Raw genomic sequence first — 19,727 nt, forward strand, 5'->3', positions numbered from 1 at the left:
TGTCCGGGTTACGGGCCAATCTTCGAATGGATGCGACTCGCTACCAAACCAGCGGGATGAAAATGAAAACAAAGATGGGCGCTTTTATGGTCATGCGGCGGATGCTTCTCACACTTCTGATTTCCCTTGCTGGGAGCCTTGTAGCTCTTGCCAGCGCTCAGGCTCAGACGCCGCAGCACGGCATTGCCATGCACGGCAGCCCCAAATACCCGGCTGATTTCACCCGATTTGATTACGTGAATGACCGGGCACCGCAGGAAGGTGAGATCAAGCTCGCTGCGATTGGTGGTTTTGATAGCCTGAACCCGATGATCATCCGCGGCTCGTCCGCAGCCGGTATCCGGTGGCATGTCTTTGAGAGCCTTATGGGCCGCGCCTATGACGAACCATTTTCGCTTTATGGTTTGATCGCTGAAACCATAACGACACCCGATGATCGCAGTTGGGTTGAGTTCACCCTGCGTCCGGAAGCGCGCTTTTCGGATGGTCAGCCGGTGACAGTGGAGGACGTCATTTTCACCGTTGAAACCTTGCGCGATCAGGGGCGGCCAAACCACAAGTTCTATTATGGCAAGGTCGCGTCAATGGAGAAGACCGGAGACCGAAAAGTCCGCCTCACATTCACCGAAGAAGGTGATCGTGAGATGCCCCTGATCATGGGGCTTATGCCGATCCTGCCCAAGCATGTGTATGAGGGGCAGGATTTTACACGCACAGGTCTGACACCAATGATCGGGTCCGGGCCCTACACGATCGGCAATGTTGATCCAGGCAGTAGCATCACCTTTTTGCGCAACCCTGACTATTGGGGCAAGGATGTGCCTGCTGCGCGCGGCCACAACAATTTTGATCGCATTCGCTACGACTATTTTCGTGATGCGAATGCGTCCTTCGAGGCTTTCAAATCCGGCGAGTACACCTTGCGTATCGAAGATGATCCCACGCGCTGGTCCACCGGCTATGACGTGCCGGCGGTGAAGGATGGCCGCATCATCCGCGAGCAACTCAAGAAGAGCACCCCGTCAGGCATGCGGGCATTGGTGTTCAACACCCGTCGCGACGTCTTCTCGGATATCAATGTCCGCAAGGCATTGGGCATGATGTTTGACTTTGAGTGGATCAACAAAAACCTCTTCTACGGCCTCTACACGCGGACCCAGAGCTTCTATGACAATTCCGAATTGTCCTCGGCTGGACGTCCGGCCAGCCCGGCCGAAAAAGCCCTGCTTGCACCCTTCCCTGATGCCGTGACACCGGAGATCATGGCGTCGGGATATGTAGCACCACGAACGGATGGTTCGGGACGCAACCGGTCTCAGATGCGTGATGCTCTGGCTCTTCTCAAAGAGGCTGGCTACACCGTTCAGGATGCCAAGCTTGTTGATGCATCTGGCGCGCAATTCGCGTTCGAGATTTTGGTCGCGAGTCCGGAAGACGAACGCCTCGCGCTGACCTTTGCTCGCAATCTGGAGCGGCTGGGCATTGATGCAAAAATCCGCAACGTGGATTCAAGCCAGTATCAGCAACGCCGTCAGACCTATGACTACGACATGATTTTCAACTTCTGGTCGGCGTCTCTTAGCCCGGGCAACGAACAATCGTTCTATTGGGGTGGCGATAGCGCAGACACGGACGGCACGCGCAACTATATGGGCGTCAGATCAGATGCGGTGGATGCGATGATCGCGGCAATGCTTGAGGCCCGCGAGCGTGAGGATTTCGTGACTGCAGTGCGGGCGTTGGACCGCGTCCTGCTGTCAGGTCACTACGTGATCCCGCTCTATCATGCGCCTGACCAGTGGGTGGCACGCTGGAACAATCTGGATCACCCGCAGGTGCAGCCCAACTTTGTTCGTTTCGACACCTGGTGGTCCGCTGGCACCAACTAGACCGGCGCAGCGAGCGCGCACGCAAAAGGCCCCTTCAACAACAAATGCTTAAGGGGCCTTTTCTTTGAACGGGTCTCTTTGTCGACGGCTATTCGGCTGCTGCAGGCGTCAGCTTTGCCTGCTTCATGGCCTCGGTCTTTGCCGTCCACTTGGCGATGGCCGCGCGCGCTTCTGCGCCTTCTTCCGCCATGTACGTGTCGTGGCACGCGTCGCGAACCGTGATTTCAAGCGCCAGACCATTGGGGTCAAAGAAGTAGATCGAGTGACAGAACTCGTGGTCAATCGGTCCGAAAACCGGGACCTTTGCCTCTTCAAGCCGTGTCTTGAACTGCGCCTGTTCGTCCATCGAGGCCACTTCAAAGGCGAAGTGATAATCCTCAATACCGTCCTTCATGGTGAAAAGATCTTCCTTCACCGAGTTGGGTTCATCAAAAAAAGCCAAGAAGTTCCCGTCGCCCATCTTGAAAAACAGGTGCATGTAGGGCCGGTCATTGCCTGCCGGATCCTTGTCGAAAGCCAACGCCGCGCCGTCTTCCAGTCCCAGGATATCGACGTAGAATTTCCGCGTTTCCCCTGCGTCACGGCAGCGAAAAGCCGAGTGATGGATGCCCGCAATTTTTGGTGCGGCGGTCTTGATGTTGTCGATGTGATCGACCGTTCCAAGCAGCTCTTTCATAGTGCGTCTCCCAATATGTTTGGATAGAGCCTAGCGCGTTGTCCGGCACGTGAAAACACCACCAGCTTACTGTCTACCTGCCGAAACTCTCGTCGCCCCACATGCGGTTTTCAATTTCCTCGCGACGCTCCATTTCGCGCTCCCGAGCCTGAATCTCTCTTTGCCGCATAGGCATTGTATCAATCAGGTCCATCATGTCCTGGATGTCGCCGGGCACAGTACCCCGGTCCTTGATGTCACCGTCCTTGCCGACAAGCGCAATGGAGATCGCAGCTCCAGCCTGGCCATATGTCGCGCGCAGGCGGGTCGCATCGAAAGAGTGGTCTGGCGCCTCGTCAAGCGCCGGGTTCCATGCGGTAACGTCATCGCCCGCCACTGTGACCACCAAGACGTCGCGGTCCGCCAGTGCGTCGCGTGATTGACGCAGCACAATATGCAGGTCGCGAAGCGCTGGCTCGTCATCTGATTGCGCGATTACGACCAGTGGCCGATACGTCCATTGGAACTGCTCCATCTGAGCCACTGCTGGTCTCATTGGTAACACTGATGTTGCTGTTAGAAAGACAGCGAGCGCATGTGTATGTTTCATGATACTCGAGTACATAGATGACTTGACGCTTTCGCCAAGTCGCAGTCGACGCTCAAATTTCTGTCCTGGTAGTCCGCAAATGAACGTCACACTCTTGACGACGCCCTTCAGCGCCGCAGATCTGGCAGAGTTCGAAGGCCTGAGCCGTCAGATATTTGGCGGCGATGCGACGGATGAGTGGCTGGCGAGCCTCGCCTGGCGTTTGGAAAACATGCCTGATGTGACGCTCTTCTTTGCAGAGCAGGCAGGCAAGCGCTTCGGTTTCAAGGCAGGATATGCGACAGCTTACGATCGCTACTACAGTTGGCTTGGCGGCGTAAGTCCAAGTGTCAGGCGCCAGGGCATTGCGCGTACCCTGATGCAACATCAGCATGATTGGCTGGTGCAGTCGCGTTTCAATCAGGTCGAGTGCCACGTCGATCAGGACAATGCGGCGATGATTGACGCAAATCTGAAAGCAGGCCTCATCGTCGTCGGGTCCTTTCTAAAGGACGGAAAGCCTTACACCATCATGCAAAAGGCAACACCGACCGACTAAGCAGGATCACGCGCAAAAATGGCTTCAAGGCTCGTCATGTTCATGCCGTGCTTCACGTAGTTGTAGGGTGTGACGTTTACGGCCTTGATGATCTTGCGGACGATTTCGGTCCCGTCGCCTGTCTCCTTGGGCACCAGGTCCACATCAATGATGTTGATGCAGGCCGGGTCCTGCTCAAACGCCTGAATGGCTTTCAGGCCATTGCCGGTGCACCAACCAAGCAGCAGACGGTTGATGCCTTCATGGGCAACCACCAACGCTGTGTGCCAGTTGGGTGTATTGAGAAGATCATTGATGCCCTCGACAGCGCGGTCCATCGCGTCACCGAAGACTTCACCCGCAGGCCCCATCTTCGCATCAGGTTCTGCCGCCTGATCGAATGTGAACGTCATCACAGACGCAATGTCATCCTGCTCCATGACCGGTCCAAAGCCACCGCCGTGGATTTCCACAAGACGCCGGTCGTATTCAAGCTCCGGCACGGTGGTGTCCAACTGTTCAAGCGCGAGCTTTGCGGTTTGTTCCGTGCGTGGATAGCCCGAGCAGATCGCGCGATCGAACGTCACATGCGCCAACGCCTGACCAGCCGCTTTGGCCTGGGCCTGTCCCAGTTCGGTTAGCGGCACCAGTGAGGTGTCGCCGGTCTCGCGCACCTGGCGTGAGAAATAGTTCACGTGGCCATGACGCATCAAATAGATGCGCCGCCGGCCCGTTGTGCCCGGCAATGCACTCATGCCGCTTACTCCAAACTGGGATAGATGAGGGACCTAAATCGCTTCTTTGGTTTTCAGGCCCGCAATGTCGTCGGATGAAAAGCCCCACGCTGTCAGGACTTCATCCGTGTTGCCGCCAGCTTCTGGGGGTGGACCCTGAATTTCCGACGGTGTGCCAAAGAACCGTGGCGCCACGTTGGGCTGTGCCACACCATCAATTTCGACAACGGTTTTGCGTGCCGCGTTGTGGGGATGGTCGATCGTCTCACCAATGGACAGGACCGGTGCAAAGCAGATGTCGGTGCCTTCCATGATCTCGCACCATTCGTCCCGGGTCTTGGACTTCATGACAGTCGAGAGCTTTTCCTTGAGGTCCGGCCACTGGCCCTTGTCCATCTGCGCATCGAAGGCCGGATCATTGAGGCCCGCCTTCTCACGCAGCAAGGCATAGAACTGCGGCTCGATGGAACCCAGTGAGACAAACTTGCCGTCTGAACATTCATAGGTGTCATAGAAGTGCGCGCCGCCATCCAGCATGTTGCGATAGCGGTCGTCTTCCCACATGCCCGACGCCATGAAGCCGAAGAACATGGACATGAGCGACGTGGCACCATCGGTCATGGCAGTGTCAACGACCTGGCCCTTGCCCGTGGCGGAGGCGCTGTGCAGAGCCGCAAGCATGCCCATGGCGAGGTAGAGCGCACCACCGCCAAAATCACCCACGAGGTTGAGTGGCGGAACGGGCTTGCCTTCCTTGGGGCCGATGGCATGAAGCGCACCGGTGAGAGAAATATAGTTGATGTCGTGGCCGGCGGCGTGCGCCAGCGGGCCTTCCTGACCCCATCCCGTCATGCGGCCATAGACGATTTTGGGATTGCGACCGAGAACCACATCCGGACCAAGGCCAAGGCGTTCCATCACACCAGGACGGAAGCCTTCCTGAAGAATGTCCGCCTGCTCAACGAGCTTCAGAACCGTTTCAATGGCGTCCGGGTTCTTGAGGTCCAGCGCAATGGATTTGCGGCCGCGTGCGGTCACGTCAAACTTGGACCCGCCATGCGCCCCCTTGCGGTCAATGCGAATGACTTCCGCGCCCATGTCTGACAGCAGCATCGCGCAGAACGGCCCCGGGCCGATGCCTGCAAATTCCAGAACCTTGACGCCTGAAAGCGGCCCTTTACCCATGACGATTTCTCCCGATGTGTGTTGATTCAAATAGCTTTGTTGCGATCGGTTTTAGCGGCTTGGGAGGGGTGCGGCAAATACCCATATGCGGCCAAGCGTGACCCTGCGTAAACCTGCTGGCGCTCGGGGTGAGACTGGCGCACTGCGGCCCCGCGCTCTATACCGCCGCTATGAGCGAACATCACTACACCGGCGACCTGCCACCTGAAAAATTCAACATGGCGGCGTTCTGTCTGTCGCCCGCCCTCCATCGCGATCCCGCCAAAATCGCATTGACCATCGATCACGGTGACGACCAGCCGGATCGGTGGAGTTATGCAGCGCTTGATCGTGCGGTTCAGGGTATCGCTGCCGGTCTTCAGGCGCGCGGCCTCTCAAAGGGTGACAGGGTGCTCATACGAATGGGCAATACACCTGAAGCGGCATTGATGTTCTTTGGCGCAATTGCCGGTGGGTTTGTGCCGGTGCCGACATCCGCACAGCTGACCCAGCTCGAAGCGGCATTTGTCCTGCGGAATTCGGGTGCCGAGTTGATCGCGTTGTCACCAGATCTGCCAATCGATAGCGGCCAGACACCCACGCTCCTGCCGCCAGACATCGCTGAGCTTGCCCAGTCACCCGGCGCTGGATACGCGGACACGCACAAGGATGATCCCGCTTTTCTGGTTTACACGTCAGGCACCAGTGGGACACCCAAAGGGGTGCTGCATGCGCACCGCAGCGTCTGGGGCCGCAAGCCGATGGTCGAGGGCTGGTATGGCCTGACGTCCAATGACGTGATGGTGCACGCAGGTGCCGTCAATTGGACGTACACCCTGGGCGTTGGCCTGTCGGATCCTTGGGCAAATGGCGCGGCAACGGTTTTGTATAACGGGCCAAAGGACATCAATGTCTGGCCGCGCTTGATACGCACGCACAAAGGCACCCTGTTTGCGGCGGTGCCCAGTCTCTATCGACAGCTACTGCGTGACAGCGACATCTGCGACGGTATTCCAACACTGCGCCATGGCCTCACAGCGGGCGAGCCTCTTCCCGAACAGGTGGCCGCAGATTGGGCCGGCATGACAGGCCTGCCGCTCTTTGAAGCTTTGGGGATGAGCGAATGCTCTACATACATCTCATCTGGGCCCGTCACACCCACGCGAGCCGGATCGCCGGGACGACCCCAGCCGGGGCGCTGCGTTGCCATTCTGCCTGCCGAAAAAACGGCGGATGCGACCCCTCTCCCACCAGGTGAGACGGGGTTGCTGGCAGTCCACAGGACGGACCCGGCGCTCATGCTTGGCTATTGGAAGCGCCCTGAAGAAGATATGCAAGTTTGGCACGGTGACTGGTTCTGTGGAGGCGATCTCGCCCATATGGATGACGATGGGTATGTGTGGTTTGAAGGCCGGGCCGATGACGTGATGAACGCGCAGGGCTATCGCGTAAGCCCGGCAGAAGTGGAGGCTGCCCTTCTAAGTCACCGTGGCGTCCATGAGGTGGCCGTGCGCGAAGTCGAAGTATCGTCCGGGGTCCACTTGATTGCAGCATTCGTGAAGCCGGAAGGGATTGCTCCCGAGATTGCAGACCTGTTGGCCCATGCCGCAAATAGTCTGGCGCCCTATAAGCGTCCAAGGGAAATCCGCTTCCTGGATGAAATGCCGCGCACCGCCAACGGCAAACTGGCACGCAAACAGCTGCCAGCACGTCTGTAGACCGCGCAAAAACGGGCGCCCGGTCTGAACCGGACGCCCGCCAATTATCGTGTCTGCCAGTGAACTAGGCTGCGCGCACGCGGCCCAGGAACTGTTCGACCTTCTGGCGAAGATCTTCCGACTGTCCGGAAAGGTCCGTCGCAGTATCAAGAGCACGGCGGGCCGCTGTCCCGGTCTCTTCTGATGAACGCTGAACTTCTCCGATGTTTTCATTCACCTGCTGCGTGCCGCGGGCGGCATGCTGCGTGCTGTTTGAAATTTCAGCCACGGCAGCTGTCTGTTCTTCAACGGCTGCTGAGATTGAACCCGCGATCTCGTCCACCTTCATGATGGTGTCCTTGATCCGGCCAATGGCCTGCACAGCGGTATCAGTCGTGCTCTGCACACCATCAATCTGCTGAGCAATCTCGCCGGTTGCCTTGGCTGTCTGCTGCGCAAGGTTTTTGACCTCGGAGGCAACAACCGCAAAGCCCTTGCCGGATTCCCCTGCCCGTGCGGCCTCAATCGTTGCATTGAGAGCCAGGAGGTTCGTCTGCTCGGCAATGTCAGAAATCAGCGTAACAACCTCGCCAATTTTCTGAGCGGCTTCCGCAAGGTCACGGACCACCGCATCGGTCTGCTCGACTTCATCCTTGGCGTCACCTGTGCTGCGTGTCGATTCTGAAACCTGACGTGCAATCTCCTGAATGGAACTCGACATTTCTTCAGAGGCAGCAGCCACCGTCTGCACATTGCCGGATGCTTCAGTTGAGGCATCAGCAACAGCTGTCGACTTCTGCACAGCACTCTCAGCAGCAGAAGTGAGTTGCTGAGCCGCAGCCGTAATGTCCGAAGCACCAGTGGATACGCTTGCGACGACCTGCTTGACCGAAGCCTCGAAGTCATCAGCAAGCGCCATCATGGCCTGCCGCTTTTCTTCCTCGGCGGTGCGGTCACGCTCTGCCTGCTCTTCATTCAGCCGGTCAACTTCAAGCGCGTTTTCCTTAAACACCTGAACTGCACCGGCCATGGCGCCGATCTCGTCTTTCTGGTCACGTGACGGCACATCAATGGTCTTGTTGCCCTCGGCGATTTCCTTCATAGCTGTGGTCATGCGCTGGATTGGACCGGAAATTCCTGTCCCGATAATCCATGCCATGACGGCACCGAAGGCCAGGCTGAACCCGGCAACCGCCACGTCAACGATCACCGACTGGTGAATATGTGCCGACGCTTCCGTGCCGATGCGCGTCTGCTGTTCCTGGATCGAGACTTCATAACTCTCGATGGACTTGGCAATCCGCGGCCCGATCACGTCCAGTTCGCTGGCGATCTCGGTGTTCCGCTCAACGATGATCCCGTGGACCTTGTCGAAGGCATCGCGGTACTTGCCGATATAGCTGGCCGCATCCTGCGCCAGCGCACGCCGCCCTGGATTCTGCAGCCGTGACGCCAGGGCATTCGCGCTGGCGGTGAGTTCTTCGAACTCATGCATGGTCTTTTTGTAAGTGTCTTCGCGGTTGTTCACCAGAAACTCTGTCGCATGCAGTTCAGCGAGCAGGAGTTGGCGTTGGACAACGGCGGTTTCATAGGCCGCATCGGCGTCACCGTCTGCATACGCACTGTCCATGATCTCGGTAAGCTCTTTTTCGACGCGCGGGCCCGCCTTTTCAAGAACCTCGGTCACGACTGCATTGCGCTGGTTGTTGAGCTCGATAACGCGGTCGAAATGGCGTTCATACTCCGCCATTTCTTCTGCCATCCCGAGCAAAAGCGTTTTGCGTTCTGAATCCGCGACAACCGTAAGAGCGTGCTCGATGTCGGCGATGGTCCGGTCGACATATTTGTGGACCGCATCTGCCGCCGTGTCGGACTTGGTGATGATGAAATCTTTCACCTTGATGCGCGTCGTCAGCAAGTGCGCCTGAACGACGGCCACCGCATTGGCCTGTTCGGCCAACGCGCGGTATTCCTCAAATGTGACTTCCGCATCATCAAGGGCGAAGACCGACAGCCCCCCGACCAGCGCGAGAAGCGCAAGGACAATGCCGAACCCGCCGAAGATGCGCGTTGAAACCTTGAGATTGTTCATAAATCCGAAAAAGCCGCCGGCGTTTTGTCCAGCGGATTTGAGTGAGCCCGTCACGGCCGCCAACTTTGATGTTTTCATCTGGGTCCCCATCCAGAAAGGTGTGAATCTGGCTCGATAAAACCGCTATTGCGAGCAGCAACGGGTCATCCAGCCTGATTGTTGTCTCCTTAAGAGGACAACTTCTGGTTTAGAGAATGAGACAAGTTGAGTTAAAGGCGTATGAACCACTTAAGCGAGTATTTGCTTGTATGCCGGGCTTTCAGAGCACTGTTGGGCTGACAATGCCAAAAACCCTACGAATTCAGGGGCAAATTCGAGATTTTCGAATGCACGTATAACGGGCAAAATTTTTTTTCTAAAAAATCGCAGTCGCAGTGATCCGGAGAGGGCCAGCCGCCGTAATCTCCCTGTCTTCGCTAGAAGGCATCCTTTTGAGCCGTGCTGGTGGACTATCCGGAGTACCTTGTCCCCTCTCTCCATCCATCCGGCACGGCTCACTTAGGGTCCTGTAGCTGCAACGTGCAGATCACAGCGATTGCCCGTCATCAATCGTCAGCGACGTTCCAGTGATGATGCGGCCCTGATCAGATGCCATCAGCAACAGCGCTCCATCCAGATCCGCAATTTCTCCAAGACGCCGCCTTGGATAGCCCTTCACCTGCTTTTGTCCGGGGTCGGTGGCAAACCAGTGTGCGTTCAACTCGGTTTCGATGAAGCCCGGGCACAGCGCGGTGACGTTGATATCGTATCGCGCCCATTCGCGCGCCAAAGACTTCGTCATCATCAATACAGCCGCTTTTGACATGCAGTAGACGGAGAGGCCTGGCAGCACGGTGTGCCCGCCGATGGAAGCAATATTGATGATGCGCCCGGGTCGGCCCTTCTCAATCATCCGCTTGGATGCTTCCTGCGCCATGAAGAATGCACCTTTGAGGTTGGTATTCATTACCGTGTCATAGGCGTCCTCAGTCACGTCCGATGCCATCTGGTCGATGTTCATGCCCGCATTGTTGACGAGGATGTCCAGCGGACCGAGTTCGGTTTCGCATGTTTCGATGCACCTCTTGATGCTGTCCATGTGGGTCACATCAAGCGCGATGGGCAGTGCCCGGCCGTCAAAGGCCTCGATTTCCTTCTTGAGGTCATCCAGCCGTTCAACCCGCCGACCGGTAATGGCCACATGGGCGCCGGCTTTCGCCAGAGTTATGGCCATGTGCCGCCCGAACCCTGACGTGGTGCCGGAGATGAGGGCTGTCTTGCCGGTCAGGTCAAATACATGGGCGTCGGTCATGGGGGGCTCCGGGATGGCTGCGAACAAGGGAGCCGCATCCTAGAAATCCGTCGCGCCGCGTCAACATCGTGCTCTGCAGGGTGTGATTTGGCCTTAGTGCTGCTTGAGGCCATAATACCGGTGAAACAGATTTTAGAATTCTGGCTGAATGGGAGGCCATCTCATGTTCATCGACGTCGTATCAGACACTGTCTGCCCGTGGTGTTACATCGGCAAACGCCGTTTCGACATGGCAAAGGCTGAACGCCCCGACATTGAGATTGACCTGCGCTGGCGCCCCTATCAGCTGGACCCGACGATCCCGGCTGAAGGTGTGGACCGTCGCGAATACATGGAAGCCAAGTTCGGCAAGAACCGCTCCAAGGAGGTTGGCAACGTCATTCGAGAGGCGGCCGACGAAGCCGGAATTACCCTGGCTTTCGACAAAATTCAGCGCTCGCCTAATACGTTTGATTCGCACCGGCTGATCCGCTGGGGCGCAAGTGCCGGGGCGCAAAACGAAATCGTGGAAATCCTGTTCCGCCGCTACTTCGAGGATGGCGAAGACATTGGTGACCGCAAGGTCCTGGTCGATGCCGCCAAGGAAGCGGCCATGGACCATGAACTGGTGGCCTATCTGCTGCTTCACAACAAGGATGCTGATCTGGTGGCCAACGAAGCCAATCAGGCCCGGGAAATGGGCATCTCCGGCGTCCCCACATTCCTGTTTGAAGGCAAGTTCGCCGTTGTTGGGGCGCAGGAAACAGAAGGCTATTTACGGGCCATCGACAAAGTGCAGGCAAAGCTCAGCGAGCAGGCTGCCCAATAGGGCACCAATAGCACTTAGGCCCCAGAACCACCCTCAGCAAGCGTGGCCAATTCTTCCATCACGGCACGGGTGCCCTTGAGGCGATCCTCCGCATCCGGCCAGTTGTGCTTCACCACAATCTTGTGGTCGGGCCGCAGCTTTGCGTCCCCCCGGGCGCGGTTGATGAACTGAACAAGGCCTGCCGGGTTGGCAAACTCATTGTTGCGAAGACCAATCACGCAGCCCTTCGGACCCGCATCAATCTTCTCCACATTGGCAGCACGGCACAGGCGCTTGATCTCAACGATCTCGAGCAGATGCTTCACTTCACCCGGCAGGTGCCCGAAGCGGTCGATGAGTTCAGCAGCAAACCCCTCAATCTCCTGATGTTCTTCAAGCGATGCCAGGCGGCGATAGAGACTCATACGGACGTCAAGATCAGCCACATAGGTATCGGGTATGAGAACCGCCGTGCCGACACTGATCTGTGGTGACCATTCACCTTCTTCCTTGTCGAGGCCCCCTGCACGCGCCTGCGCTACGGCTTCTTCCAGCATGTGCTGATAGAGCTCGTAGCCGACTTCACGAATGTGCCCGGACTGCTCATCACCTAGCAAATTGCCCGCGCCACGAATATCAAGGTCATGGCTTGCCAGATTGAAACCAGCCCCCAGCGAGTCCAGCGACTGGAGAACCTTCAGGCGTTTCTCGGCGTTGACCGTCAGGGTGCGGTTGGGCGGAACCGTCAGATAGGCAAAGGCGCGCGCCTTCGAGCGCCCGACGCGGCCACGCAGCTGATAGAGCTGCGCCAGACCAAACCGGTCCGCCCGATGGACCACCATGGTGTTGGCCGTTGGAATATCGAGACCACTCTCCACAATCGTCGTCGACAGCAGCACGTCATACTTGCCGTCGTAAAACGCATTCATGATGTCATCGAGTTCGCCCGGTGGCATCTGGCCATGGGCAACAACGGTCTTTACTTCCGGCACATATTCCTTGAGGAATGCTTCCGCATCTGCCAGGTCCGAAATCCGTGGGCACACATAGAAGCTCTGTCCACCGCGATACCGCTCGCGCAACAACGCCTCACGAATGACCACCGGGTCAAACGGCGTGACGAAAGTACGCACCGCCAACCGGTCCACCGGCGGCGTTGTGATCAAAGATAGTTCGCGCACGCCGGTAAGGGCCAACTGCAAGGTGCGCGGGATCGGTGTCGCGGTCAGCGTCAGCACATGCACGTCGGCCTTGAGCTGCTTGAGTTGTTCCTTGTGGGTCACGCCAAAGCGCTGCTCTTCATCGACGATCAGCAGGCCCAGATCCTTGAACTTGATCGATTTTGCCAGCAGCGCGTGGGTGCCGACCACAATGTCCAGATCACCGGACGCCATGGCTTCGCGGGTCTCATCCGCCTGCTTTGCCGTGACCATGCGAGACAGCTGCGCAACCTTGAGGGGCCAGCCGGCAAAGCGCTCCGTGAATGTCTTGGTGTGCTGGCGGGCCAGCAGGGTCGTAGGCACAACGACGGCCACTTGCTTGCCGGACATGGCGGCGGCAAAGGCTGCGCGCAACGCAACTTCGGTCTTCCCGAAGCCCACGTCGCCGCAAACAAGGCGATCCATCGGCTTTGACTCAGCCAGATCAGAAATGACGTCGCCGATGGCATTCTGCTGATCTTCGGTTTCCTCATACGGGAACCGCGAGGAGAACTCATCATAGAGGCCCGGTGCGGGGACAGCTGGTTCAGCGGTTTTCAGCGCACGGGCTGCGGCAACAGCGATGAGCTGGTTTGCAATCTCTCGGATGCGCTCCTTCATTTTGGACTTGCGGGCCTGCCAGGCCCCACCGCCAAGCTTGTCCAGCTGCACGTCCGTGTCGTCAGACCCGTAGCGCGACAAGAGCTCGATGTTCTCTACCGGCAGATAGAGCTTGTCATTACCCGCATAGACAATCAGCAGGCAGTCATGGGGCGCGCCCTGCACTTCGATGGTTTCAAGGCTGGTGAACTGGCCGATGCCATGATCCACGTGAACCACGAAGTCGCCCTGGCTGAGGCTTGATACTTCCGACAGGAAGTTCTGCGCACGCCGTGCCTTGCGAGTCCGAACAAGCCGGTCACCCAGAACATCCTGCTCGGCGATGATCGCCGTCGTCGGTGTTTCAAACCCTGTTTCAAGGCCAAGGACGACCAGGGCCACAGTTGAGGCTGGCAGGCTCTGGGCGTCCTTCCAGTCATCCGCAATGACAACCGGCTGAATGCCATGCTCGCCAAGCACGTGGCTCATGCGTTCGGCGGACCCGTCTGACCAGGCGGCGAGCACCACGCGCTTGCTGTTTTTCTTCAGCGAATTGATGTGGCCGCGCAGGGCGTCAAAGACGTTTGCGTTTTCCGCTTTGCGTTCCGGCGCAAAGTCACGGCCGGGCCGCGCGCCCATGTCGAGCGCATCAGGACCATCAGGAACATCGAAATGGGACAGCGCACGGCTTGGATGGTCCCCGAGTGCTGCCTTCAGCTCGTCTATGGTCAGATAGAGTGAGTCCGGCGGCATGGGGCGGTAGGCCGGTGCGTCAAACCCGGCGGCGCCGGCGTTCTTCTTTTTCTTTGAGGCCTTGGCGACGGACTGGCTGACGTCTGCGTCCTCGGTGCGGGCCGCGTAGTAGTCATCAATCATCTCACGGCGTTCGCCGGCGGCCTCTTCAGTCAGAGGATCAAGCGTAATGACCGTGCCCGGCCCGGCGTAATCAAACAGGGTTGCCATCTCCTCGTGGAAGAGCGGCAGCCAATGCTCCATGCCCTGATGACGGCGTCCTTCACTGACCGCTTCATAGAGCGGGTCTTCTCCCGTCACTGTGCCGAAGTTCTGGACATAGCCTGCCCGAAACCGCCGGATGGTTTCTTCATCGAGGAGAATTTCAGTGGCGGGTACCAGCTCGACACGATCAAGTTTGCCGGTCGTCAGCTGCGTCTCGGGATCAAACGAGCGCACGCCTTCGAGCGTGTCGCCAAACAGATCAAGCCGCACCGGCTCTTCAAAGCCCGGAGGGAAGATGTCCACAATGCCACCGCGCACGGCAAACTCACCCTGCTCGCGCACGGTGCCGGAGCGCAGATACCCATCGCGGCCCAGATAGGCCAGCAAGGCATCCAGGTCGATCCGGTCCCCCTGCTCCGCGCGCCAGCTGGACTGCGCCATGGTCGAGCGTGATGGCATCCTCTGCAATGCCGCGTTGACCGTTGCGATCAGAATGGCTGGACCTGAAGTCTCATTACGTGCGGCAAGCTCGGCAAGGGCTGCCATGCGCCGCGCAATCACATCGCTGTTTGGCGAGACACGGTCATAGGGCAGACAGTCCCACCCCGGCAGCTCGATGACCGGCAGCTCCGGCGCAAAAAAGCGTAGCGCTTCTTTCAGCCGCGCAAGCCGAGGCTCATCCCGTGCGATATGCACAACCAGTTCGCCACGCGCCCGGGCGAGATCACTGAGCGCAATGGCATCAAACCCCTCCGGCACACCGCCCGTCGTGAGGCGTCCGGTAGCAGAGACGAACTGACCGTCCGCCGCCGCCCCATGGCCCGGTGCGTGTGTGAGAGAGGAATTCATCGGATCGTCCGTCTAGCGTTCAAGCCGCGTGCGGGCTGGCACGATGTGAGACTGGAGCCGCGTCATCAGATTGGTCTTGTAGTTGTCCGGAACAGGCTTGGTGTTTGAGATCCACCCATAGACGTCCTGATCCGGCGCTTCCATGAGCTGCTCGAAATCCGTGAGGTCATCCGTGGTCAGGTCTTCCACGTAAGCGTCTGCGAATGTCCCGAGGATAAGGTCATTTTCCTTGATACCCCGGTGCCACGCACGGAACTTGATCCTGCGGCGACGGGCGTCATCGTCGAGGGTGGAAGACTCATATGAAGGCGTGTTGTCGGTCATGGCGTGCGATATACCTTGTTGAGGGGCTGTAAGTCAGCCCCCTGATAGCTATATCGCCCACACAATCTCGCCACCCGCCTGCCCGTGAAATGACTGCCAAAAGCTGGAAACACCCGCCAAATGAACGCATTCGAGACGATCAAGAGCCAGAATGCCCGGCTGACCGCTCCTCTGCCCGATGGCCGCAAACTTGGCTATTCCGACACCGGCGACCAGAACCTGCCGCCGGTCTTCTATCTGCATGGCTTTCCCGGGTCGCGGCTTGAGGCCTCCTTTCTGATCATCGAGGGCGCCCGGCTGATTGGCATTGATCGTCCAGGCTATGGCCTTTCAAGCCCCAAGCGCCGCCGTAAGCTGGCAGACTTTCCAAAGGACGTTGCCGCCTTTGCAGACCATCTGGGCATAGACAGATTTGCCGTCATGGGCGTCTCAGGCGGGGGGCCTTATGCCGCCGCCTGCGCCCATTGGCTGCCGGACCGCGTGGCGGCTGCAGCCCTCGTATGCCCACTGGGACCACCAGAAGCGCCCGGCATGAGCCAGGGCCGACTGAAGATGCTGACCAACCTCGCCCGCCGTCCCATTGCCCGTCAGGCCCTGTTCGGCATCGGGCGCGCCATAGTGATGGACGACAATTGGATGCGCCGGGCTGCCGCCTATCGGGCCAAGCAGCCACGCGCCGAAGCAGACAAAGGCCTCATGAAAAGCGACATGAGCCGCCTGATGCTGGCGAGCTGGCGTGAAGCGATCGGCAGCGGTGTTGCCGGCATGTCGAGTGACAGCCGCATCTATGGCAGCCCGTGGGGCTGGCGCATCTCCGAGATACAGGTGCCGACCTATCTGTGGCACGGCCACGCAGACACAGTGGTGCCGTCATCCATCGGCCGCTACTACGCCGCGCGGGTGCCAGACATCAAAGCCACCTTCACCGAAGATGACGGTCACTTCTCCATCGTGCTGAACTTCAAAGACGAGATCATTCAAAAACTGATCAGCCATCTTTAGGAACACGGCGCACTTTATCTGGCGTCATAACACCGCGATGGGCGGACAGGCCGTTGGCGATCATGCTAAATGATGGTCCATGACCCCGCCGTCCACCACATCAAACCCAAAAGCCGTGCCGCCCAAAGGCCGTCCCGAGGCGCTGTTTCCGCTGTTCGCGGATGCCGTCAAGCTGCCTGGTATCGGGCCGCGCCTGCAAAAGCTTCTGGAAAAACTGACCGGCCCCAAAGTCGTGGACCTGTTGTGGCACCTGCCTGTCGGTTTGATTGACCGCCGCAACCGTCCACACATCATTGACGCGCAGCCCGGTGTGATCGCGACCCTTGAGGTCACGATCGGGCCGCACACGCCCCCGCCACGAGGCAGCCGCGCCCCCTATCGTATTCCGTGTACGGATGAGACTGGTGAGATCACCCTCACCTTCTTCCATGCTCGCGAAGACTATCTGCGCCGCACATTGCCGGAAGGCGAAAAACGCGTCATCTCCGGCGAGGTCGAGGCCTATGGCGGGCAGATACAGATGACCCATCCTGACCACATGCTGACGCTGGAAGATGCGGCAAAACTGCCCCCCTATGAACCGGTCTATCCCTTGACCGCAGGGCTCTCCGGCAAGGTGCTGACCAAGGCCATTCTGGCAGGCCTGGAACGAGTGCCGGAGCTGCCTGAGTGGATGGATGCGGCCTGGGCGCGACAGCAGAAATATCCCCATTGGCATGAGGCGGTTAAGGCCGTCCATCAACCAGACAGCCCACAGGCCGTCGACCCGCGGCACCCCGCCCGCGCGCGCCTGGCCTATGACGAGATGCTGGCGAACCAGTTGGCGCTGGCTCTTGTCCGCGCCCGCATGAAACGCAGCCGCGGCAGGCCGCTCTCCGGCGACGGAACATTGCGACGCAAGGTGGAGGATGCCCTTCCATTTGAGCTCACCCGCGGCCAGCGTGTGGCCGTGGCTGAAATCGAGTCCGACCTCAAAGAGCCGTACCGGATGTTGCGATTGCTGCAGGGCGATGTCGGTTCCGGCAAAACCATGGTGGCGCTCATGGCCATGCTGGTAGCCGTTGAGGCCGGTGCACAGGCCGCCTTGATGGCGCCGACAGAAATTCTGGCTCGCCAGCACGCCAAGACACTTGAGCCTCTTTGCGAAGCAGCAGGCATCCGCATGGCCGTGCTGACAGGACGAGACAAGGGTAAGGCCCGGGAGGCTATCGTTGCCGCAGCCGAAGCCGGAGACATAGACATCCTGGTTGGCACCCACGCTCTCTTTCAGGGAAGCGTTGCCTTCAAGGACCTGGCCGTTGCGGTGGTCGATGAGCAGCATCGCTTCGGTGTTCGCGAGCGCATGGAGCTGTCGTCAAAGGGCGTGGCGGGAACAGACGTGCTGGTGATGACGGCCACGCCGATACCGCGCACCCTTCAGCTCACGGCTTATGGCGACATGGATGTATCGCGCCTGACGGAAAAACCCGCTGGCCGCAAACCCATCGCGACACGCGCCCTGCCCCTTGAACGTATGGATGAGGTTACGTCCGGCCTCGGCCGTGCCATCAGCGAGGGACGCCAGATCTACTGGGTCTGCCCCCTGGTCGAAGAATCCGACGTGCTGGACGTCGCCGCCGCAGAAGAACGCTATGCAGGCCTCAAGGTCTCGCTGGGTGCGCGTGTTGGCATGGTCCATGGCCGCATGAAAGGCCCGGAGCGTGAAGAGGTCATGACCGCGTTTCAGGCCGGTGAGATCGATATTCTTGTGGCAACGACGGTGATCGAGGTGGGCGTCGATGTGCCCAACGCGTCGATCATGGTGATTGAGCATGCGGAAAGGTTTGGCCTCGCCCAACTCCATCAGCTGCGCGGTCGCGTGGGCCGTGGGTCGGCTGCGTCAAGCTGCCTCCTGCTTTACAAGACACCCTTGGGAGAGATGGCCAAGAAACGCATCGCGACACTTCGGGATACCGAGGACGGATTTGTTATCGCGGAGGAGGATCTGATCCTGCGTGGTGCTGGCGAGGTTCTGGGAACGCGTCAGTCCGGTCTTCCACAGTTCCGGCTGGCCTCTCTGGAAGCCCATGCGGACCTCATTGCCGCGGCCAGAGACGATGTAGAACTTATCCTCAACAAAGACCCCGAACTTGAGACGGAACGTGGTGCCGCCTTGCGCGTGCTGCTCTATCTGTTCGAACGCGACGAAGCGATCCGTTACCTGCGTGCCGGGTAGACATGCACTGCAAGCCAGACGGTAGGCGGCGATGTCCGGGTGTAGGTAACACGATGTCTTTGATGGGCCGGGATAAATGTCCAGTCGCCGCGTGACAGTGCGGTCTCTCCCTGACCATCAATCTCCAGTCGGGCATCTCCTTCAAGAACACAGACCCACTCGTCCTGCTCCTGATCAAACCATCCAGTTTCAGGTGCGCAGTGTCCGGTCGAGATGATCCGCTCAATTTTGACATTGCTGTGGTCCAGCAACGTGTCGAATTGTTCTGTCGGCAGCGCTGCCTGTGGAAGACCGGAAAAAAGATTGGTGGCCCCGGTCATGGCCTATTTATGCAGCTCATCTTCTTCAGCCTGCGTACGCACGTGATAGCCAGGGAGTGTCGTGCCGTCTGCATCAAACTCAGGCGCTACCAGCCCAGCCGAGATCACCATCTTGGCTGCGTCTTCAACGGACATCTCCAGCGTGATGACATCCCGCCGGGGAACGAACAGCAGGAAACCGCTTGTCGGGTTTGGTGTGGTCGGCAGGAAGACACTCACCATTTCCTCATCCGCGCGCGCCTGCACCTCGCCTTTGGCTGCAGTGGTGACGAAGGCAATCGAATAGACACCGCGGCGCGGATACTCGATCAGCGCGACTTCTCGGAAGGATTGTTGCGACTGGCTGAGAACGGTTTCGAATATCTGTTTGAGGGCGCCATAGATGTTGCGCACCAGCGGCATGCGGCCCACGAGCCGCTCGCCATAGTTCACCAACGTCCGACCAAACAGATTGGCCGTCAGGGCCCCCAGAAGTGTCAGCAGAACAACGGCAATGATGACACCGAGGCCGGGGACCGTGAAATCCAGGTACTGCTCGGGTCGATACTGGTCCGGGATCATCGGCGTGAACCAGGCATCCACAAAATCCACAAACCACATCACCAGCACGACAGTAATCGTGACCGGTGCCGCAACCACCAGGCCCGTCAGGAAGTAGTTGCGCAGCCGCGACAGGAAGCGCGACGGTTCCTTCGGTTCTATCAGAGGTGATTGTGGATCGCTCATGACAGGTGCGACTCAGGGGTTGAGGTGGAACATCCGCTACTCTAGCGCGCAATGGCACGGCTGGTCATCCGCGCTGTGACGTCTAGAATGATCCTCGAA

16 protein-coding genes are annotated in these 19,727 nt (G+C 58.8%); 6 read left to right on the plus strand and 10 right to left on the minus strand.

Translation table 11 applies throughout. The features are described 5' to 3' along the window. Positions 1-74 precede the first annotated feature (74 nt). Positions 75-1,889, plus strand: a complete 1,815-nt coding sequence (locus BN1012_RS06535) for an extracellular solute-binding protein (RefSeq protein ID WP_052535612.1) — start codon at positions 75-77, stop codon at positions 1,887-1,889. Positions 1,890-1,977: 88 nt separating this feature from the next. On the opposite strand, the gene BN1012_RS06540 is transcribed toward BN1012_RS06535, so the two are convergent. Together BN1012_RS06540 and BN1012_RS06545 are read right to left on the minus strand one after the other, a co-directional pair. Continuing rightward, positions 1,978-2,565, minus strand: coding sequence for a VOC family protein (locus BN1012_RS06540; RefSeq protein ID WP_043949011.1), 588 nt, complete (start codon positions 2,563-2,565; stop codon positions 1,978-1,980). Between the two features lie 73 nt (positions 2,566-2,638). Beyond that, positions 2,639-3,100, minus strand: coding sequence for a DUF4174 domain-containing protein (locus tag BN1012_RS06545; RefSeq protein ID WP_206778011.1), 462 nt, complete (start codon positions 3,098-3,100; stop codon positions 2,639-2,641). Positions 3,101-3,233: 133 nt separating this feature from the next. On the opposite strand from BN1012_RS06545, the gene BN1012_RS16750 reads away from it, so the two are divergent. After that, positions 3,234-3,692: a GNAT family N-acetyltransferase gene (locus BN1012_RS16750; RefSeq protein ID WP_052534710.1), complete on the plus strand. Its 459-nt coding sequence runs from the start codon at positions 3,234-3,236 to the stop codon at positions 3,690-3,692. On the opposite strand, the gene BN1012_RS06555 is transcribed toward BN1012_RS16750, so the two are convergent. Together BN1012_RS06555 and BN1012_RS06560 are read right to left on the minus strand one after the other, a co-directional pair. Then, entirely contained in the window at positions 3,689-4,426 is a 738-nt protein-coding gene (locus tag BN1012_RS06555; RefSeq protein ID WP_043949013.1) for a histidine phosphatase family protein, read from the minus strand. The two genes, BN1012_RS16750 and BN1012_RS06555, sit on opposite strands and share 4 nt — an antisense overlap. 33 nt (positions 4,427-4,459) lie before the next feature. Next, entirely contained in the window at positions 4,460-5,590 is a 1,131-nt protein-coding gene (locus BN1012_RS06560; protein ID WP_043949014.1) for a CaiB/BaiF CoA transferase family protein, read from the minus strand. A 128-nt stretch (positions 5,591-5,718) separates the two neighbouring features. On the opposite strand from BN1012_RS06560, the gene BN1012_RS06565 reads away from it, so the two are divergent. Continuing rightward, complete coding sequence (locus BN1012_RS06565) at positions 5,719-7,287, plus strand: acetate--CoA ligase (RefSeq protein WP_244442956.1); 1,569 nt, start codon at positions 5,719-5,721, stop codon at positions 7,285-7,287. Positions 7,288-7,351: 64 nt separating this feature from the next. Here BN1012_RS06565 and BN1012_RS06570 read toward each other — a convergent pair whose 3' ends face one another. Together BN1012_RS06570 and BN1012_RS06575 are read right to left on the minus strand one after the other, a co-directional pair. After that, positions 7,352-9,436, minus strand: a complete 2,085-nt coding sequence (locus tag BN1012_RS06570; RefSeq protein WP_171815925.1) for a methyl-accepting chemotaxis protein — start codon at positions 9,434-9,436, stop codon at positions 7,352-7,354. A gap of 448 nt (positions 9,437-9,884) precedes the next feature. Continuing rightward, positions 9,885-10,649, minus strand: a complete 765-nt coding sequence (locus BN1012_RS06575) for a glucose 1-dehydrogenase (protein WP_043949016.1) — start codon at positions 10,647-10,649, stop codon at positions 9,885-9,887. Positions 10,650-10,812: 163 nt separating this feature from the next. On the opposite strand from BN1012_RS06575, the gene BN1012_RS06580 reads away from it, so the two are divergent. Next, the gene (locus tag BN1012_RS06580) at positions 10,813-11,457 is read left to right on the plus strand and encodes a DsbA family oxidoreductase (RefSeq protein WP_244442957.1); all 645 of its coding nucleotides are present in this window, start codon (positions 10,813-10,815) and stop codon (positions 11,455-11,457) included. A 14-nt stretch (positions 11,458-11,471) separates the two neighbouring features. Here the strand turns inward: BN1012_RS06580 and mfd are convergent, their stop codons facing one another. Both mfd and BN1012_RS06590 read right to left on the minus strand, forming a co-directional pair. Next, positions 11,472-15,041, minus strand: coding sequence for a transcription-repair coupling factor (mfd, locus tag BN1012_RS06585; protein WP_081826256.1), 3,570 nt, complete (start codon positions 15,039-15,041; stop codon positions 11,472-11,474). A gap of 12 nt (positions 15,042-15,053) precedes the next feature. Further along, positions 15,054-15,365: an FAD assembly factor SdhE gene (locus tag BN1012_RS06590; protein WP_043949018.1), complete on the minus strand. Its 312-nt coding sequence runs from the start codon at positions 15,363-15,365 to the stop codon at positions 15,054-15,056. A gap of 120 nt (positions 15,366-15,485) precedes the next feature. On the opposite strand from BN1012_RS06590, the gene BN1012_RS06595 reads away from it, so the two are divergent. Both BN1012_RS06595 and recG read left to right on the plus strand, forming a co-directional pair. Continuing rightward, the gene (locus BN1012_RS06595) at positions 15,486-16,367 is read left to right on the plus strand and encodes an alpha/beta fold hydrolase (protein ID WP_052534712.1); all 882 of its coding nucleotides are present in this window, start codon (positions 15,486-15,488) and stop codon (positions 16,365-16,367) included. 79 nt (positions 16,368-16,446) lie between these two features. Next, positions 16,447-18,582, plus strand: coding sequence for an ATP-dependent DNA helicase RecG (gene recG / locus BN1012_RS06600; protein WP_043949019.1), 2,136 nt, complete (start codon positions 16,447-16,449; stop codon positions 18,580-18,582). On the opposite strand, the gene BN1012_RS06605 is transcribed toward recG, so the two are convergent. Beyond that, positions 18,564-18,902 (minus strand): cupin domain-containing protein, encoded by a 339-nt coding sequence (locus tag BN1012_RS06605; protein ID WP_043949020.1) that lies wholly within the window; start codon positions 18,900-18,902, stop codon positions 18,564-18,566. The genes recG and BN1012_RS06605 overlap by 19 nt on opposite strands. A 3-nt stretch (positions 18,903-18,905) precedes the next feature. Then, positions 18,906-19,628 (minus strand): DUF502 domain-containing protein, encoded by a 723-nt coding sequence (locus BN1012_RS06610; RefSeq protein WP_063958490.1) that lies wholly within the window; start codon positions 19,626-19,628, stop codon positions 18,906-18,908. Positions 19,629-19,727: the final 99 nt, after the last annotated feature.

Source organism: Candidatus Phaeomarinobacter ectocarpi (assembly GCF_000689395.1).
In the GTDB taxonomy this organism is placed as follows: domain Bacteria; phylum Pseudomonadota; class Alphaproteobacteria; order CGMCC-115125; family CGMCC-115125; genus Pyruvatibacter; species Pyruvatibacter ectocarpi.

What these genes read in the sequence shown, in the direction of transcription:
- BN1012_RS06535 (WP_052535612.1), top strand. Translation starts at nt 75, where the DNA reads ATGGGCGCTTTTATGGTCATGCGGCGGATGCTTCTCACACTTCTGATT.
- BN1012_RS06540 (WP_043949011.1), bottom strand. Translation starts at nt 2,565, where the DNA reads ATGAAAGAGCTGCTTGGAACGGTCGATCACATCGACAACATCAAGACC.
- BN1012_RS06545 (WP_206778011.1), bottom strand. Translation starts at nt 3,100, where the DNA reads ATGAGACCAGCAGTGGCTCAGATGGAGCAGTTCCAATGGACGTATCGG.
- BN1012_RS16750 (WP_052534710.1), top strand. Translation starts at nt 3,234, where the DNA reads ATGAACGTCACACTCTTGACGACGCCCTTCAGCGCCGCAGATCTGGCA.
- BN1012_RS06555 (WP_043949013.1), bottom strand. Translation starts at nt 4,426, where the DNA reads ATGAGTGCATTGCCGGGCACAACGGGCCGGCGGCGCATCTATTTGATG.
- BN1012_RS06560 (WP_043949014.1), bottom strand. Translation starts at nt 5,590, where the DNA reads ATGGGTAAAGGGCCGCTTTCAGGCGTCAAGGTTCTGGAATTTGCAGGC.
- BN1012_RS06570 (WP_171815925.1), bottom strand. Translation starts at nt 9,436, where the DNA reads ATGAAAACATCAAAGTTGGCGGCCGTGACGGGCTCACTCAAATCCGCT.
- BN1012_RS06575 (WP_043949016.1), bottom strand. Translation starts at nt 10,649, where the DNA reads ATGACCGACGCCCATGTATTTGACCTGACCGGCAAGACAGCCCTCATC.
- BN1012_RS06580 (WP_244442957.1), top strand. Translation starts at nt 10,813, where the DNA reads ATGTTCATCGACGTCGTATCAGACACTGTCTGCCCGTGGTGTTACATC.
- mfd (WP_081826256.1), bottom strand. Translation starts at nt 15,041, where the DNA reads ATGAATTCCTCTCTCACACACGCACCGGGCCATGGGGCGGCGGCGGAC.
- BN1012_RS06590 (WP_043949018.1), bottom strand. Translation starts at nt 15,365, where the DNA reads ATGACCGACAACACGCCTTCATATGAGTCTTCCACCCTCGACGATGAC.
- BN1012_RS06595 (WP_052534712.1), top strand. Translation starts at nt 15,486, where the DNA reads ATGAACGCATTCGAGACGATCAAGAGCCAGAATGCCCGGCTGACCGCT.
- recG (WP_043949019.1), top strand. Translation starts at nt 16,447, where the DNA reads ATGACCCCGCCGTCCACCACATCAAACCCAAAAGCCGTGCCGCCCAAA.
- BN1012_RS06605 (WP_043949020.1), bottom strand. Translation starts at nt 18,902, where the DNA reads ATGACCGGGGCCACCAATCTTTTTTCCGGTCTTCCACAGGCAGCGCTG.
- BN1012_RS06610 (WP_063958490.1), bottom strand. Translation starts at nt 19,628, where the DNA reads ATGAGCGATCCACAATCACCTCTGATAGAACCGAAGGAACCGTCGCGC.